The following is a 3,417-nucleotide window of genomic DNA, read 5'->3' as shown; positions in this document are numbered from 1 at the left end:
GAGCTCAATATCAAATACGCCCCGGCGATGGCGACGGCGGAGTACCACACCATTGCCAAACATGGCGTCAAGGAGATTGCGGAGCAACAGGGCCATGCGGTGACCTTCCTGCCGAAGTGGAGCCACGAAAAGGTCGGCTCCTCCTCCCATGTGCACCAGTCGCTGTGGCAGGACGGCAAGCCTGCGTTCTTTGACGAAACGGACGAGCTGGGCATGTCCGCCCTGATGAAGAATTACATGGCCGGATTGCTGAAATACGCGCCCGACTACACCGCCTTCATGGCGCCTTATATCAACAGCTACAAACGCTTCATGAAGGGCACCTTTGCGCCCACACGCATCATCTGGTCGGTGGACAACCGCACTGCGGGCTACCGCTTGTGCGGGGATGGAACCAAGGCGATCCGGGTGGAGTGCCGGATCCCGGGCTCTGACATGAACCCCTATCTGGCGATGGCGGGCATGCTGGCGGCGGGCATTGCGGGCATCGAGGAAGGGCTGGAGCTGCAGCCCCCCGCCAAGGGCGATGTCTACCAGGGCGACAGCGGCATGATCCCCGGCACATTGCGCGATGCGGCGGCGGCGCTGAAGGGCTCGGGCATGCTGCGCAAGGCGATGGGCGATGAGGTGGTGGACCACTACGTCCGCGCGGCGGAAGTGGAGATCGAGGATTTCGACCGGGTGGTCACAGACTACGAGATTGCGCGCGGGTTCGAGCGGGCGTGAGCCGGACACGCCGGGGCGCTGCCCCGGACCCCGGGATATTTCTGGCAAGAGGAAGAGGGCGATGCCCTTCCTGAATGGAGTGAATGGCAATGGGCCAGGTATTGAAATGCATCTCGCCGGTTGACGGATCGGTCTTTGCGGAGCGCGAGGTGCTCTCGCGCGAGGACGCCTTTGCGGCAGCGGAGCGGGCGCGGGCGGCGCAAGCGGCTTGGGCGGCGCGGCCGCTGCAGGAGCGCATCGAGCTGGTGATGGCGGGTGTGGCTGCTGTTGGCGCGATGAATGATGAGATCGTGCCGGAGCTGGCGCGGATGATGGGCCGGCCGGTGCGCTATGGCGGCGAGTTCGGCGGCTTCAATGAGCGTGCCAGCCATATGGCCAAGATCGCCGAAGAGGCGCTGGCGGATATCGAGGTGGGCGAGGACGGGACCTTTAAACGCTATATCAAGCGCCTGCCGCATGGGGTGGTGTTTGTGGTGGCGCCCTGGAACTACCCCTATATGACCGCGGTCAACACCGTGGCGCCTGCGCTGATTGCTGGCAATGCGGTGGTGCTGAAACACGCCACCCAGACGCTCTTGGCGGGCGAGCGGATGGCGCAGGCATTCCATTCCGCGGGCGTGCCTCAGGATGTGTTCCAGAATGTGTTTCTGGACCATGGCACCACCTCGGAGCTGATTGCGGCACGTGCGTTCAACTTCGTGAACTTCACCGGCTCGGTCGGCGGCGGCCAGGCGATGGAACGCGCCGCGGCGGGCACTTTCACCGGCGTCGGCACCGAGCTGGGCGGCAAGGATCCGGGCTATGTGATGGAAGACGCCGACCTGGATGCGGCGGTGGACACGCTGATCGACGGCGCCATGTTCAACTCCGGCCAGTGCTGCTGCGGCATCGAGCGGATCTATGTGCATGAAAGCCTCTATGATGCCTTCCTGGAGAAGGCCATTGCCATTGTGAAGGGCTACAAGCTGGGCAACCCGCTGGATGAAGCGACCACCATCGGCCCGATGGCCAATGTGCGCTTTGCCGAAGAGGTACGCGGCCAGATTGCCGAGGCCGTTGAGGCGGGCGCGGTGGCCCATATCGAACCCTTCGCCGAGGATGACGGCGGCGCTTACCTGACGCCGCAGATCCTGACCAATGTGACCCACGATATGCGAGTGATGCGCGAGGAAAGCTTTGGTCCGGTGGTGGGCATCATGAAGGTGTCCTCCGACGCTGAAGCCATCCAGCTGATGAACGACAGCGACTTCGGCCTCACCGCTTCGCTCTGGACTGCGGACGTGGAGCGGGCGCAAGCCGTGGGGGACCGGATCGAGACCGGCACCGTCTTCATGAACCGCGCCGATTACCTGGATCCCGGCCTGTGCTGGACCGGCTGCAAGGATACGGGGCGCGGCGGCGGCCTCTCGGTCATCGGCTATCACAATCTGACCCGTCCGAAGTCCTATCACCTGAAAAAGGTCACCGGCTGACGGACGGATTCGCCCGCCCCGGCGTCTCCTCCCCGGGGCGGGCCTTAGCATCAAAGGAACACGATATGTCTCTCGTTGGAAACTGGTCCTACCCGACCGCAATCAAGTTCGGCGCTGGCCGGATCAAGGAACTGGCGGACGCCTGTGCTTCCGCCGGCATCAAGAAGCCGCTGCTGGTCACCGACAAGGGTCTGGCCGACCTGCCGGTCACCCAATCGGCCCTGGATATCATGGAGGCCGCGGGCCTGGGCCGGGCGATGTTCTCCGAGGTCGACCCCAATCCGAATGAAAAGAACCTGGAGGCCGGCGTTGCCGCCTATAACGCGGGCGGCCATGACGGGGTGATCGCCTTTGGCGGCGGCTCCGGCCTGGATCTGGGCAAGATGGTGGCCTTCATGGCGGGACAGACCCGCCCCGTGTGGGATTTTGAGGACATCGGCGACTGGTGGACCCGCGCCGATGCCGATGCCATCGCGCCGATCATCGCGGTGCCGACCACTGCCGGAACCGGCTCCGAAGTCGGCCGCGCCAGCGTGATCACCGATAGCGTCACCCACCAGAAGAAGATCATCTTCCACCCCAAGGTGCTGCCCGCCGTGGTGATCTGCGATCCCGAACTGACCGTCGGCATGCCCAAGTTCATCACCGCAGGCACCGGGCTGGACGCCTTTGCCCATTGTGTCGAGGCGTTTTCCTCACCCCATTACCACCCGATGTCCCAGGGCATCGCACTGGAGGGCATGCGGCTGGTCAAACACTACCTGCCGCGCGCCTATGCGGATGGGACGGACATCGAGGCCCGCGCCCAGATGATGTCGGCGGCGGCAATGGGCGCCACCGCCTTCCAGAAAGGCCTCGGCGCAATCCACGCGATGAGCCATCCCATCGGCGCCCATTTCAACACCCACCACGGTACCACCAACGCGGTCTGCATGCCCGCCGTTCTTGAGTTCAACGCGCCGGCGATTGCGGACCGTTTCACCATGGCGGCGGCTTACCTGGGGATTGCGGGCGGCTTTGACGGCTTCCGCAGCTTCGTCCAGGAGCTGAACGACTCCTTGGGCATCCCACGCGGTCTCTCGGAGCTGGGTGTCACTGAGGCTGCCGTCCCCGAACTGGTCAAGGACGCCGCAACAGACCCCTCATGCGGCGGAAACCCCATCAAACTCAACGAACAGAACCTCACCCAGCTTTTCAAAGCTGCAATGTGAGGAAGCAA

Annotated in this window: 3 protein-coding genes; all 3 read left to right on the top strand. The window is 64.1% G+C overall.

All coding sequences use genetic code 11. The features are described 5' to 3' along the window. Positions 1-726: glutamine synthetase family protein (locus tag ACXAHG_RS23375; protein WP_475061201.1), on the top strand; the 726-nt coding region annotated here is incomplete at its 5' end. Positions 727-815: 89 nt separating this feature from the next. Continuing rightward, positions 816-2,198: an aldehyde dehydrogenase family protein gene (locus tag ACXAHG_RS23370; RefSeq protein WP_475039287.1), complete on the top strand. Its 1,383-nt coding sequence runs from the start codon at positions 816-818 to the stop codon at positions 2,196-2,198. A 65-nt stretch (positions 2,199-2,263) separates the two neighbouring features. Next, entirely contained in the window at positions 2,264-3,409 is a 1,146-nt protein-coding gene (locus ACXAHG_RS23365) for an iron-containing alcohol dehydrogenase (protein ID WP_475039285.1), read from the top strand. The last annotated feature ends 8 nt before the right edge of the window (positions 3,410-3,417 follow it).

It is taken from the genome of Leisingera sp. ABD4_442 (assembly GCF_056160905.1).
The sequence above is the reverse complement of the archived record's forward strand: the minus strand, read 5'-3'. Positions and strand labels throughout refer to the sequence as shown.